This is a genomic window from Brenneria sp. L3-3C-1, assembly GCF_016456245.1.
In the GTDB taxonomy this organism is placed as follows: Bacteria; Pseudomonadota; Gammaproteobacteria; order Enterobacterales; family Enterobacteriaceae; genus Brenneria.
Genome location: NZ_JAEMHF010000001.1, coordinates 307,199 through 320,831, shown reverse-complemented (window position 1 = coordinate 320,831; position 13,633 = coordinate 307,199). Strand labels below are relative to the sequence as shown.

10 protein-coding genes are annotated in these 13,633 nt (G+C 52.2%); 3 read left to right on the top strand and 7 right to left on the bottom strand.

All coding sequences use genetic code 11. The annotated features are described in order from the left end of the window. Nucleotides 1–53: 53 nt before the first annotated feature. Nucleotides 54–2,339 (top strand): formate C-acetyltransferase, encoded by a 2,286-nt coding sequence (pflB, locus tag JG725_RS01435; RefSeq protein WP_172288120.1) that lies wholly within the window; start codon nucleotides 54–56, stop codon nucleotides 2,337–2,339. Nucleotides 2,340–2,611: 272 nt separating this feature from the next. After that, nucleotides 2,612–3,352, top strand: coding sequence for a pyruvate formate lyase 1-activating protein (gene pflA, locus JG725_RS01430; RefSeq protein WP_199376233.1), 741 nt, complete (start codon nucleotides 2,612–2,614; stop codon nucleotides 3,350–3,352). Between the two features lie 56 nt (nucleotides 3,353–3,408). Here the strand turns inward: pflA and JG725_RS01425 are convergent, their stop codons facing one another. The 3 genes from JG725_RS01425 to JG725_RS01415 are packed head-to-tail and all read right to left on the bottom strand — an operon-like array spanning nucleotide 3,409 to nucleotide 7,441. Continuing rightward, a complete protein-coding gene (locus JG725_RS01425) occupies nucleotides 3,409–4,977 on the bottom strand; it encodes a hydantoinase/oxoprolinase N-terminal domain-containing protein (RefSeq protein ID WP_199376231.1) in 1,569 nt (522 codons plus the stop codon). 8 nt (nucleotides 4,978–4,985) lie between these two features. Beyond that, the gene (locus JG725_RS01420; protein WP_199376229.1) at nucleotides 4,986–6,095 is read right to left on the bottom strand and encodes a DUF917 domain-containing protein; all 1,110 of its coding nucleotides are present in this window, start codon (nucleotides 6,093–6,095) and stop codon (nucleotides 4,986–4,988) included. A 23-nt stretch (nucleotides 6,096–6,118) separates the two neighbouring features. Next, a complete protein-coding gene (locus tag JG725_RS01415) occupies nucleotides 6,119–7,441 on the bottom strand; it encodes a cytosine permease (protein ID WP_199376227.1) in 1,323 nt (440 codons plus the stop codon). A 270-nt stretch (nucleotides 7,442–7,711) separates the two neighbouring features. Between JG725_RS01415 and JG725_RS01410 the strand changes: the two genes are divergently transcribed. Next, a complete protein-coding gene (locus tag JG725_RS01410; RefSeq protein ID WP_172288130.1) occupies nucleotides 7,712–8,635 on the top strand; it encodes a LysR family transcriptional regulator in 924 nt (307 codons plus the stop codon). A 2-nt stretch (nucleotides 8,636–8,637) separates the two neighbouring features. Here the strand turns inward: JG725_RS01410 and JG725_RS01405 are convergent, their stop codons facing one another. The 4 genes from JG725_RS01405 to lolA form a co-directional block, all read right to left on the bottom strand. Next, a complete protein-coding gene (locus JG725_RS01405; RefSeq protein ID WP_172288132.1) occupies nucleotides 8,638–9,789 on the bottom strand; it encodes an MFS transporter in 1,152 nt (383 codons plus the stop codon). A 318-nt stretch (nucleotides 9,790–10,107) separates the two neighbouring features. After that, on the bottom strand, nucleotides 10,108–11,403 hold the full coding sequence (gene serS, locus JG725_RS01400; RefSeq protein ID WP_172288134.1) for a serine--tRNA ligase: 1,296 nt from the start codon (nucleotides 11,401–11,403) through the stop codon (nucleotides 10,108–10,110). A gap of 105 nt (nucleotides 11,404–11,508) precedes the next feature. Next, entirely contained in the window at nucleotides 11,509–12,852 is a 1,344-nt protein-coding gene (locus JG725_RS01395; RefSeq protein WP_199376226.1) for a replication-associated recombination protein A, read from the bottom strand. Nucleotides 12,853–12,859: 7 nt separating this feature from the next. Beyond that, on the bottom strand, nucleotides 12,860–13,471 hold the full coding sequence (lolA, locus tag JG725_RS01390; RefSeq protein ID WP_172288802.1) for an outer membrane lipoprotein chaperone LolA: 612 nt from the start codon (nucleotides 13,469–13,471) through the stop codon (nucleotides 12,860–12,862). Nucleotides 13,472–13,633 lie beyond the last annotated feature (162 nt).

The following is a 13,633-nucleotide window of genomic DNA, read 5'->3' as shown; positions in this document are numbered from 1 at the left end:
CAATCGGCCGCAACGTCGGGTTTTAAAAAATCCATATCAAAGGTAGGTGTAAAATGACCGAGCTGAATGAAAAATTAGCCAGCGCATGGCAAGGCTTTAGCAAAGGTGAATGGCAGGATGGAGTCAACGTTCGTGACTTCATTCAGAAAAACTACACGCCGTATGAAGGTGACGAATCTTTCTTGGCCGGCGCGACTCAAGCCACTTCCGCGCTGTGGGACAGCGTGATGGAAGGCATCAAACAGGAAAACCGCACTCATGCACCTGTTGATTTCGATACCAACGTTGCAGCGACCATCACTTCCCACGATGCCGGCTACATCAATAAAAGCCTGGAAAAAATCGTCGGGCTGCAAACTGAAGCGCCGCTGAAACGTGCGCTGATTCCGTTCGGCGGCATCAAAATGGTTGAAGGTTCATGTAAGGTTTATGGCCGTGAACTGGATCCGCAGCTGAAAAAAATCTTCACCGAATACCGTAAAACCCATAACCAGGGCGTTTTCGACGTTTATACCCCTGACATTCTGCGTTGTCGTAAATCAGGCGTTCTGACCGGTCTGCCTGATGCCTACGGCCGTGGCCGTATCATCGGCGACTACCGTCGCGTAGCGCTGTACGGTATTGACTACCTGATGAAAGACAAGTTTGCTCAGTTCTCTTCCCTGCAATCCAAACTGGAAAACGGCGAAGATCTGGAAGCAACCATCCGTCTGCGCGAAGAGATCGCCGATCAGCACCGCGCGCTGGGTCAAATTAAAGAGATGGCCGCCAAGTATGGTTGCGACATTTCCCGTCCGGCGACCAATGCTCAGGAAGCGGTACAGTGGACCTACTTCGGCTACCTGGCCGCGGTTAAGTCTCAGAACGGCGCCGCGATGTCTTTCGGCCGCGTATCCACATTCCTGGATATCTATTTCGAACGCGATCTGAAAGCCGGCAAGATTACCGAAGAAGACGCGCAGGAACTGATCGACCATCTGGTGATGAAACTGCGTATGGTTCGCTTCCTGCGCACGCCCGAGTACGATGAACTGTTCTCCGGCGACCCGATCTGGGCAACTGAATCACTGGCGGGCATGGGGCTTGACGGACGTACGCTGGTTACCAAAAACAGCTTCCGTTTCCTGAATACCCTGTACACCATGGGGCCGTCGCCTGAACCGAACATGACTATCCTGTGGTCTGAAAGACTGCCGCTGAACTTCAAAAAATACGCGGCGAAAGTCTCCATCGATACCTCTTCTCTGCAATATGAGAATGATGACTTGATGCGTCCGGACTTCAACAACGATGACTACGCTATCGCCTGTTGCGTAAGTCCGATGGTCGTCGGTAAGCAAATGCAGTTCTTCGGCGCCCGTGCAAACCTGGCGAAAACCATGCTGTATGCCATCAACGGCGGCGTGGATGAAAAACTGAAAATGCAGGTTGGCCCGAAATCCGCGCCGATCAAAAGCGACGTGCTGGATTTCGATGAAGTGATGGAACGTATGGATCACTTTATGGATTGGCTGGCCAAGCAGTATGTCACCGCGCTGAACATCATCCACTACATGCATGATAAGTACAGCTATGAAGCCTCGCTGATGGCGCTGCACGATCGTGACGTGTATCGCACCATGGCTTGCGGTATCGCCGGTCTGTCTGTTGCCGCCGACTCCCTGTCCGCCATCAAATACGCCAAAGTCAAACCTATCCGTGACGAAGACGGTCTGGCTATCGACTTTGACATCGAAGGCGAATATCCGCAGTTCGGCAACAACGACGCGCGCGTCGATGAATTGGCCTGCGATTTGGTTGAACGCTTCATGAAGAAAATTCAGCAGCTGAATACCTACCGCGGCGCAACGCCGACGCAGTCTGTCCTGACCATCACCTCTAACGTGGTATACGGTAAGAAAACCGGTAACACGCCTGACGGACGTCGTGCCGGCGCGCCGTTCGGACCGGGCGCCAACCCGATGCACGGTCGCGACCAGAAAGGCGCGGTCGCCTCTCTGACCTCGGTTGCCAAACTGCCGTTCGCCTATGCGAAAGACGGTATTTCTTATACGTTCTCCATCGTTCCTAATGCACTGGGTAAAGACGATGATGTGCGTAAAGCCAACCTTGCCGGTCTGATGGATGGTTACTTCCACCATGAAGCGGCCAGCATTGAAGGCGGCCAGCATCTGAACGTCAACGTGATGAACCGTGAAATGCTGCTTGATGCAATGGAAAACCCGGAAAAATATCCGCAGTTGACCATTCGCGTATCGGGCTATGCAGTGCGTTTCAACTCACTGACCAAAGAGCAGCAGCAGGATGTAATTACCCGTACATTCACACAGTCGATCTGATTTCCCTGACTGTCTGAAAAGGCGTAAAATAAAGGCTCCACGTTAGTGGGGCCTTTTTCTCACCCTATCGCGTCACAGAGTGTCAAACCTGTTTCGCCAGCCCTCTATGAACATTCCCGCGATAAACATGGTGGATGGCTGGCAAAACAGATTCGACGCAGCATCGGTCGGGGGGTATGCGCTGTCATTATTGACAGGTATTCCGCCCATTTTCTTATGACTGCGCTCATAAAGACCGCTATTGTTCGGTCAAACCTGGAGAAAACCTCGCAATGTCAGTAATCGGTCGCATCCACTCCTTCGAATCCTGCGGTACTGTCGATGGCCCGGGGATTCGTTTTATCGTTTTCTTTCAAGGCTGCCTGATGCGCTGCCTGTACTGCCATAACCGGGACACCTGGGATACGCACGCCGGTAAAGAAATCACGGTGGAAGAATTAATGAAAGAAGTGGTGACTTATCGCCATTTTATGAACGCCTCGGGCGGCGGCGTCACGGCTTCCGGCGGCGAAGCGATTCTACAGGCCGAATTTGTACGCGACTGGTTTCGCGCCTGCCGCGCGGAAGGCATCAATACCTGTCTGGATACCAACGGATTCGTACGCCGTTACGATCCGGTGATTGACGAGCTTCTGGACGTCAGCGATTTGGTCATGCTTGATCTGAAACAGATGAATGATGATATCCACCAGAATCTGGTCGGCGTGTCCAACCATCGGACGCTCGATTTCTCCCGCTATCTGGCAAAACGCAATCAGCGCACCTGGATACGTTATGTCGTCGTTCCCGGCTGGTCAGATGATGATAAGTCGGCGCATCTGCTCGGCGAATTTACCAAAGACATGTCGAATATCGAGAAAATTGAATTACTTCCTTATCACGAACTCGGTAAGCATAAGTGGATAGCCATGGGCGAGGAATACAAACTGGACGGCGTGAAGCCTCCGACAGCGGAGACCATGGATCGGGTAAAATCCATTCTTGAAGGATACGGCCATAAGGTGATGTACTGATTTCGCCCCGCCTGAAAGCATCGAACCGCCCATAAGCATCCACTTATGGGCAGCGATTATGCCAGCCGTCCCGCCGCCTTTATCTTCACCTGAACCGCGTTTCCCGGCAAATAAGCCAAAGGGATCTCCTGATAATCCACGATCGCAATGCTGCCCGACATCGCGCCCGTCTGCTCCGCCAGCGCAATGGCTTGCTGCTGCAATTCAAGCCTGATACGGTCGCGATCGTGTTCAGAGATTTTGACCACTTTATCGATTTGCGCGCCCACCAGCCCTAAGGCGACGCCAATTGCATTAGCGGCCTCAAAGTTCCGCGGACGGATCACCTCGCTGATGCCGGACAACGTATCGGGCAGCAGTACGCTACCGCCGCCGACCAGTACGGCCGGAACGCTGCCTACAGACGATTTCATGCGATCGATCGCCTCTTCAACCTGCTGAATCATTTTCTGGTATACCTGTCGGCAAAACTCCTTGGCCAACTTGGGTAATGTTGCCGTCAGCGCCGACGGCCAGCGGCTGGCATCCAGTTGCATCATGACATCGCTTAAGGTCAGGGTGTCGCCGCCGAAGCTCAGACCCTTTTGCAGCAGGCGATATCCCACGCTGTCGGGGCCAAGCGTGATATTACCCGCCGAATCCCGTCGCACGCAGGTGCCGCCGCCGATACCGATAGAGACAATATCCGGCATTCTGAAGTTGGTGCGAATATCCCCCACTTCGACCGCGATGGCCGACTCCCGCGGAAAGCCGTTTACCAACACCCCGATGTCCGTGGTGGTGCCGCCGACATCAATGATTAAGGCATCGTCCAATCCCGACAGGTGGCAAGCTCCGCGAATAGAGTTAGTGGGGCCGCAGGCCATTGTCAGGATCGGATACTGCTTGACCGTATTTTCAGACATCAGCGTACCGTCATTTTGTCCGAAAAAGGGCGTCGCCTTAATGTCATGATGTGATAGCGCCTGCATAAATCCATCAACAAAGCGATGGGCGGTGCGCTGTAGCGCGGCATTGAGAATAGTGGCGTTTTCTCTTTCCAGCAGACCGATATTGCCGATTCGATGCGACTGCGACAGCGAAACATCAGGCAAGGCGGCACGGACCCAGTCGGCAACGATCTGTTCCTGGGCGCTATTCACCGGTGAGAACACCCCGCAGACGGCTACGCTATCAACGTTCCCACGCATTTTTTCGCATGCGGCCATCACCTCATCATAAATAACGGGATGAATTTCCTTACCGTCGAACTCATAACCGCCATGTAGCTGATAGAAATGCGGGCCGAGGATTTGCCGCCATTCATCACTCCAGTCAAACAGCGGCGGAACTCCGTCGCTGCTGGGTAAGCTAAGCCTTAACAGCCCCACCCGATTCAACCCTTTCCGCTCGACGAGCGCATTGGTGCATTGCGTGGTACCCAGCATGGCATAACGAATTTCCTGCGGATGCACACCGGACAGTTCAAGTACCTGGGCGATAACCTGCACAATACCGCTATAAATATCATCGCTGGTGGGGAATTTTGCCGTGGCGATACACTGAAGATCCGCATCCAAAATGGCGGCATCGGTATTCGTGCCACCGACATCAATGCCGAGGCGGTAATCATTTTTCCCGGACATAGTAGACCTCAGTGGTTAACAAGCTGCTCTATTGGCACATACTGCACCGGATACCCAAAATACCCCGGTCCGACGACCTCTAGTCCTTTAGCCGTTCGCCACTTTTCATTGCACGGATAAGCAATGATCTCAACCCGCTGACCATAACGCAGGTGCTCGGTAATAATTGGACGCCCCGTTTCCCTGTCCAGTATCGAAATCAAATCGGGCACGATCGCCAGCAGATTATCCTGGGTCGGCACGGCCACCTCTGAGGAGCGATAAGCCAGCAAAAGTTCATTTTGAAAAAGTACGGTAAACATCTCGCCTTTCGAACAGCCTATGCCTTCAACAACCACTTTTCCCCGGGCAAAACCACCGGTGGTGCGGCGATCGACATCAACGACTTTCCCTGATGCGATCACGTGCGCATTTAATACTGGCAGTAAGGCCTGAACCCCGTTGCTTCCCGACTGATGCGCCAGCCGGATGGTGCGTCCGATATTTTCAGCCAGCATCAGGGTTCCCTTTATCGCGCTTTGCTTAAGCTGCCGGCCTCTTAATGGATAGTCGCACATGGCGCAGGCGGCGCCCATTTGTTCGGTAATGGCACGCGCCAGCCGTTCAGACCAGATGCCGTCGATAGGGTTGAGGATCACCGAATTCCCTTTTTCATCGGCCAGCGTATTGGGGGCCGAAGGCAAACCATCCAGAAAAAACGTTACCATCTGCGCTTCCGGAAAAGCCCGCCCCATCGCATCGCAATCAATGACCGGTAAATCTTTTTTCGCCGCGGTGATAAAGGGGATCAGGGAATTGACGCCGCCAGCCTCAATGGGGAATGTCGCCGCGATCGGTTGCGCCAGCACGTTCTCCATGCTTTCAAACGCCTGCACAAACTGATGGGCGGTCATGATTTTTTCGACAATAACCGCGGTGGCGCCAATCATGCTGCATGGCGCCACCAGATCATCATCTTTGACTTCATCCAGACTGAGGATGGCAACCGGCTTCATCTGCCGCATAGCATGTTTAGCCATCAACGCGCCGACGTAAGGATCGCCGCCCCCGCCGGTGCCAAGTACCGCTGCGCCTAACGCAATATCGTCAATCGTTTTAGCGTCAATATAACGGACCATTATTCACCCGGTTACCACTTCAATCACAAGCCTGACTGCGATGAGTCGGCCAATGGCGGAAAGATTTTATTTATGGCGAGATAAACCGCCATACTAGCCATCACGCCATCCAGGGCGGAAATTGAACTTATCGTAAAGGCGTCAAAAAAATCCGGGGACGTTAAGACGCTAACCACACTGCCGCACAACCATGCAAGAGCCGCAGTCAGGTTGAGCGCACAGGGTTGTGATATAGCCTGCTTCAGGCGTTCGGCATTAAGGAAATAATATTCGACGAGATAAACGCCCGCGATAGGTGAAATCAACACGCCTAAAAGCGATAAGAATTGGGTAAAGTTATTAATCATGCCATTGTAGGCCAATAACAACCCGACAATCGCCATCAGAACAACCAACACCGGTCGGGATAATGCTCTAACCACGACGGATAATCCCAAAGATGCGGAGATCAGGTTAGAACTATTGGTTGTCCATTGAGCAAAAATCAGCACCAGAATCGCTGACAACCCCAAACCGATGCTGAAAAAGACTTCAACCAGATCTTCACTGCCGACCAAACGGGTCAATACCAAAGCAACCAATATGGTGGAGCTATTACCCAAACAAAAACCCAGCCCCGCGCCGAGCAGCGCATCCTTACGGGTTTTAGCATAGCGTGCAATATCCGGGGACATGACGGCGGAGACGATCCAGATGGAAACAACATAGGAGATGGCGGCGCCCATGCCGATAGGCGTTTTAATGGCTATTTCCGGCGCGGTTGAATGACTTGTCGCCGCCAGCGCAATGCCGGTAATAATTAATATCAGCATAAGCGGCACGCTGAATATGCTCAGCTTACCCAGCGCCCTGACGCCCCAGATAGCGGTAAACGTCATTAACGCCATACCAAAGAGCAGTATCGGCAGGCGGCCGGGCTCAAATTGATAATGCATTAATGCCTTTTGCAGCATCACGCCAAAGAAATCGAGTTGGAACGCAAACCACCCAACAAAAGAAATCGCCGAGAAAATCCCAATCAATTTACCGCCGAGGCGGCCAAATACAGAAATACTCAGCAGTGTGGTCGACAGTCCGCAACCATGCCCGACGTTAGCGCATAGTGCCGCCAGTATCCCCAGCAGGGCGGAACCGATCAACGTGGCGCTGACCGCCTGTATAAAAGGCAAGCCGGAGCTTAAAAAAGCGCCGAGAAATAAACCTGAAATATCGATCCCGATCGCCAGCCATATCAGGGCGATAACATACCAGCGCTTACGGGCTTCAGGCGGCACGGTTTCATATTCATAGTCATAGATTTGCCGGACTTTCGGCCGAGCTGCTGGCGCAATATTCCCTTGAGACATATATCCTCCACTAAATAGCAACCTAATTATTATTTTGCCTTTATTATATTTTATAGGGGTTATATGACGCCGTATAGAAAAATGGCGCGGCCAAATAATTGACCGAGCCATTTTTGAGAGAGACCCTGGTGTGACGCATAAAACCACGTTTTTTCGTGGCGTCACATTAAATACGTGACGTGCATACAAGATAATGAGGAATTATATTGATTAATACAGATATATTTTGATGTTAACATTTACGTTTATTATGTATTCGAAGGAACGGCTATGCGCTTAGACAAACTGGAGATTCGCTGGTTAAAGCTTTTCTGTAAAATAGTGGAAAAACAAGGAATTACAAACGCCCAGGCTGCCACAGGCCTCAGCCAGCCGATACTCAGTCACTATCTTTCACGGCTTGAAGATGAGCTGGACCTGGTGCTCTGTGAACGAGGCCGCGGGGGGTTTTCTTTAACAACGGAAGGCGAAGCCGTCTATCAGGAAGCAAAATCCCTCATTGCCACGCTGGATGATTTCGCCAATCGATTAGCACACATTAAGCATCAACTGATCGGCAAGGTTCGCATTGGCTGTCTGGACAATACGGTAACACACCCGGCAAAAGTCATATCAACCGCAATCGCCAAACTCTATAGTCAAAGTGAAGAAGCGACGGTTGAACTTGAAATAGGCGATTATACCCCGTTGATGGAACGCTTAAAAAACGGTCACCTAGATATCATTCTCAGTGTGCTGCCCGACGACATTCCACCTGATATCTTTTTTCAGCCGGTTTTTATTGAACATAGTAATTTTTATTCCGCATCGCAAAATGCAGATCGGATAGAACAGGAATGGCGAAATGGCACGCTTAACCCGCGCCGATTACTGATTGGAGGACATGCATTGCATGAAATCAGCAAGCAATTAGGGCCGGTCGCCAAGCAAGGGTTACAAAATACAGCCTGGCACCTTGAAAGCAGCTTATTGCTGCTATTGGCGGGAACACATACGGGTTTTCTTCCCGATCACTATGCTTCCCCCTGGGTTGCGCAAGGGAAGCTAACCGCGATTTCACCAGACATTCTTGGCCTGACCAGTATTTTTTATCTTATTCGCAACGCCAAACAGCGGCTAAGTCCGGTTGCAGAGGCATTGTGGAATAACATGGTCAAAGCCGGCGAGAGTTCACTCGCCGGCTTGCAGTCATAGCGTCAGGCCGCTGCGAATGGTTTTGGATGGTGATCGGCTTTCTTCAGCAACATCACCAGATAAAACAGCGAAACGGCGGCAATCAGGACAAACAGCAACCGATCTGAATACGTTTGCATCAGTACCGCCGCCAAGGCAGGCCCACACAGACTGCCCAACGTACAGCTCAGCAATAGCGCCTGATTCATGGCGATGAGTTCATCAGGGCGAACTTTCTCGCAGGCCCATGACATCGCCACGGGATAGAGCGTAAAGCCGGCGCAACCCAGCACGAACAATGCCGGAGCCAATGCATAATGACTAATGCTGAGCATCGCAAGACACCCGACAATCACGGCAAAAACCAGCACCCGCAGCACCAACAGTCGGCCATAGCGGTCAGCCATACGCCCGACCGGCCATTGGCCGACAATACCCGCACTAATCAGCAGCGCCATCCAGTAGCCAACCCGGGCATCGCTCATCCCTTGATGGGAAAGATACAGCGGCATTAAACCGTACAGCGAACCAAGAATAACGCCGGAAATAACACAGCCGTGAATACCTATACGCGCACTGCGATATTTCAGCATTTTCCAGATATTAACCTTATGTTCCTGCCCTATCGGCGCCGGAATACGGGTAAACAGCAGCGGCAATATCGCCAGAACAATCAACGCCATCACCCAGGGTAAAACGCTGAGCAACGCCGTTGGCAACATGCTAAGCAATAACTGCCCCATTACGCTGCCCAGATAATAGGCCATCATATAGGCGGCTAAAAGTTGGCCTCTCTGGGTTGAGGTGCCGCTGCAAAGTAGCGCGCTTTCGACTATCACCCAAATTAGCGCACAGCCCACACCGGCCAGAAAACGCCAGAATAACCAACTCCAGAAATCAACAGAAATGCCCAGACCGAGGGTCGCTATTCCGAACAACGCGACGGCGCAATAATAACTGCGATTAAATCCATAAAACCTGATTAACCGGCCTGCAAATAACGTCCCGACCAGATTTCCGCTGAAATAAGACGACCCGACAAGGCCAACCTGCCAAACTGGAAGTTGCTGATAATTTAACCACAGGGGTACCATGGTATTCAGTACGGCAATACAAACCGTCAGCAACAAAAGGCCGCAGAGCAATAACAGCACTGGGCGAGAATAAGCGGGCATAGTGAAATGGATAACCAGACAACCAGAAAAAAGTGATCGCATCATGCCACTGCGTATTTAAAAGTCAATCCAGTGAAAATCAGTGCATTACACTGATTTCTCCTTTGATTTAAATAATTTATCAAACGCAGGTTTAAACGGATGAGCGGCAGAATGATCTGGGATCTACCTCAATGATTTTAAATAAATTTAATTTTTAGAAGATAATCAAAACGTATAGTCGAGCTGAAAAAAGTATTTTCTTGATTAAAAAATATTACCGTATGACGGCATTAAAAAAAGCGCCATCAGGCGCTTTTTAAGATAGTGGACGGTTAATTAGCCGATAAATTCCTGACCGCTCATATACGGACGCAAAACGTCAGGGATCGCAATGCGGCCATCCGCCTGCTGATAATTTTCCAGCACCGCAACCAGAGTACGTCCGACAGCCAGCCCCGAACCATTCAAGGTGTGAACCAGGCGGGTTTTTTTATCGGTTTTACTGCGGCAACGCGCCTGCATGCGTCGGGCCTGAAAATCCCACATATTGGAACAGGAAGAAATTTCGCGATAAGTATCCTGAGCCGGTAACCACACTTCCAGATCATAGGTCTTACTGGAGCCGAATCCCATATCTCCGGTACACAACAGGACTTTACGGTATGGCAGTTTCAGCAATTGCAATACGGTTTCAGCATGGGTGGTTAATTCTTCCAGTGCCTGCATTGAATCTTCGGGACGCACAATCTGCACCAGCTCGACTTTGTCAAACTGATGCATGCGAATCAAACCGCGGGTATCACGGCCATAAGAGCCGGCCTCCGAACGAAAACACGGCGTATGGGCCGTCATTTTCAGCGGTAATGACGCTTCATCCAGAATTTCATCGCGCACCAGATTAGTCAGCGGAACCTCGGCGGTAGGAATCAACGCGTAGTTGCTGGTTTCCGCCTCTTCGCTTAACGGCTTGGTATGAAACAGATCTTCGCCGAATTTCGGTAGCTGCCCCGTCCCGTACAGCGTCGCATGGTTGACCAGATAAGGAACATACGCTTCCTGATAGCCATGCTGCTGAGTGTGCAGATCGAGCATAAACTGAGAGAGCGCACGATGCAGACGGGCGATCGGCCCTTTCATCACCACAAAACGGGCGCCGGCCAGTTTTGCGCCGGCAGCGAAATCGACCCCATCGGCCATCTCGCCAAGCTCCACATGATCGCGCACCGGGAAATCAAACTTGCGCGGTTCTCCCCAGCGGCTGACCTCTTTATTGTCGCGCTCATCCTTACCAACTGGAACGGAATCATCCGGCAAATTGGGGATCGCCAACGCTAAATCGCGGATTTCATTTTGCAGTTGATCCAGCTCGGCTTTGGCCGCATCCAGTTTCTCGCCCAGCTCGTTAACTTCGCGGCGCAACGGCTCGATATCTTCACCACGGGCTTTTGCCGCACCGATCTCTTTCGATCGGGAATTACGTTCCGCCTGTAGATTTTCAGTGTCTACCTGTAAAACCTTGCGACGTTCTTCCTGCTTACGCAGAGTATCAACATCCAGCTTAAAGCCTCGGCGAGCCAGTAGTTTTGCGGCGACTGCGTCTAGCTCATTGCGCAGTAAATTGGGATCGAGCATGCTAATCCTGTGCTTATGATTATCAAATGAAAGGGTGTTGTTCCCGGCATATACACGCGTCCGGGCGTCAGAAATTATCGCGTTAACCTTACCGCAACGCTTGATTTAGCGGTAGCGTTTTGTCGGGCTATTTTGATCCTGAGCGGCAAGCCAGGCGAGCTTTTCACCAATTTTTCCCTCAAGACCGCGTGACGACGGGGTGTAATACTGCGCATCGGCCATTTCGGGTGGGAAATAGTTCTCTCCCGCCGCATAAGCATTGGGTTCATTATGGGCATAGCGATATTCCGCTCCCAGGCCCATTTCTTTCATCAGGCGCGTCGGAGCATTCCGCAGATGCTCGGGAACGTCGTAATCCGGCTTTTCCCGCGCATCATGCAGCGCGGCCTTAAATGCCGTATAAACCGCGTTGCTTTTCGGCGCGCAGGCCAGATAAACAATCGCCTGCGCAATCGCGCGTTCGCCTTCCGCCGGTCCTACGCGGGTAAAACAGTCCCAGGCGGCGATAGCGACCTGCATCCCGCGCGGATCGGCATTGCCGACATCCTCAGAGGCAATCGCCAACAGGCGGCGGGCAACATACAGCGGATCGCCCTCGGCGGTAATGATGCGCGCATACCAATAGAGCGCGGCATCAGGCGCCGAGCCTCGCACCGATTTATGCAGCGCCGAAATCAGATCGTAATAACGATCGCCTTTATTATCAAACCGGGCGCTGCGTTCGCCTGACACTTCTTTCAGCAAGGCCGGCGTCAACGTGCGTATGCCTTGCGCATCCACCTCGGCCATATCCGCCATCATTTCCAGGCTGTTCAGCGCCCGACGGGCATCCCCATTGACCAATTCAGCCAACATGCGCCGGGTATCGTCTGGCAATACGATATTTTGCCCGCCGTAGCCCCGCTGACCGTCATTCATCGCCTGTTGCAGCACCTGCTCAATATCTTCCGCGGTGAGCGCTTTTAGCAGATACACACGGGCGCGAGATAACAATGCCGAGTTGAGTTCGAAAGAGGGGTTTTCGGTCGTCGCGCCGATAAATGTAATTGTGCCGTCTTCAATGTGCGGTAAAAACGCATCCTGCTGACTTTTGTTGAACCGGTGGACTTCATCGACAAACAAAATCGTACGCCGCCCGGCATAACGATTTTGCCGCGCCCGCTCGATGGCCTCGCGAATCTCTTTTATTCCTGACGTCACCGCCGAAATCCGCTCGACGTCCGCCTGCCCGTAATGTCCGATCAATTCCGCCAGCGTCGTTTTCCCGGTGCCGGGCGGCCCCCACAGGATCATCGAATGAAGCTGACCGGCCTCAATGGCGCGCGGCAACGGTTTACCCGCGCCTAAAAGGTGCTGTTGACCAATATACTGGGCCAATGTCGCCGGCCGCATACGCGCCGCCAGCGGTTGGAATTCATTACGGGAAAAATCAAGCGACAGATTGCTCACCCGGACCTCACTGACGTTGATCGTCCAGCGACACGCCTTGCGGCGGCGTAAAAGTAAATTTTGCTGAATCAACCGCGCTGTTTTGCTGATTCTTCAGCACATAGCGGCTACGCTGCCCATCCTGCTCCGTGGCGGTGAACTGCCTGATGGTGCCGTTGGGGGTTACGCTGATCGCAAATTGCTTCAGGTTGCCGTTGGCGGACTTGGGCGTTAGCTCAAAATCGTCGCCTTTCTGGCGCACATCATATCTGCCCCAATCGCTGGCGTCGTTGCGGGTAATCAGCATAAACGGCGTATTGCCTGTCGCGTCTTTTAACCAGGTGGCCGTCACCTGTTCGACAAACGGGTTGTAGAACCAGAGGGTTTTACCATCAGACACCAAGACACTTTCGTCCGGCGACGTGGTTTGCCAGTTGAACAGATTGGGGCGTTTCAGCCACAATTCGCCTTCGCCTTCCTGCACGGTGGCGCCATCGGCGCTGGTCACGGTCTGCGTGAAACCGGCATGGAAACTGTTTACTTTACTAAGCCGATTTTGCAAATCACCGGCCGCATCCGCCCACACCACGGTTGATGTGATGCCAGACATCAAACAACAGGCGACTAACCATTTTTTCATCATACTAAAATCCTTTGAATTTCCTGACATCACAACCGGGTTGTGAAGACATCAGACTCTCTGCGTGGTCAATACTTTAGCTGAACCCACTCAGACAGCGATAGGCGAATTGTCTGCTAATTGCGGCTTTTACGCTTCTTTGCATAAGGGCTGCAACCGCAG